This is a genomic window from Olavius algarvensis spirochete endosymbiont (assembly GCA_900608495.1).
Classification (GTDB): domain Bacteria; phylum Spirochaetota; class Spirochaetia; order DSM-2461; family DSM-2461; genus UBA2779.
The window spans coordinates 1-207 of the sequence record UWYT01000035.1; the positions used below are offsets into that span (position 1 = coordinate 1).

Here is a 207-nt window from a genome sequence, read left to right on the forward strand (position 1 = left end):
GCCACATAGACATTGCCGGATGAGTCCACAGCCACTCCGCGGGGGTAGTTAAACTGCGCCGTGTTAGCGGCTCCATTCGCAAAACCCTCCACGTCACTGCCGGCAAAGGTGCTTACCACCCAGGCCATGCTCTCGGAAACCTTGCAAGATGCCAAAAGGCTCATAAGAGCCAAAAACGGGATACTGGATATCCTATTCATAATTCCT

At 53.1% G+C, this 207-nt stretch carries 1 protein-coding gene; it reads right to left on the reverse strand.

From position 1 onward, the window contains the following. On the reverse strand, positions 1–200 hold a 200-nt coding region (locus S1OALGB6SA_RS00695), incomplete at its 3' end, for an SBBP repeat-containing protein (RefSeq protein ID WP_195910218.1). Positions 201–207 lie beyond the last annotated feature (7 nt).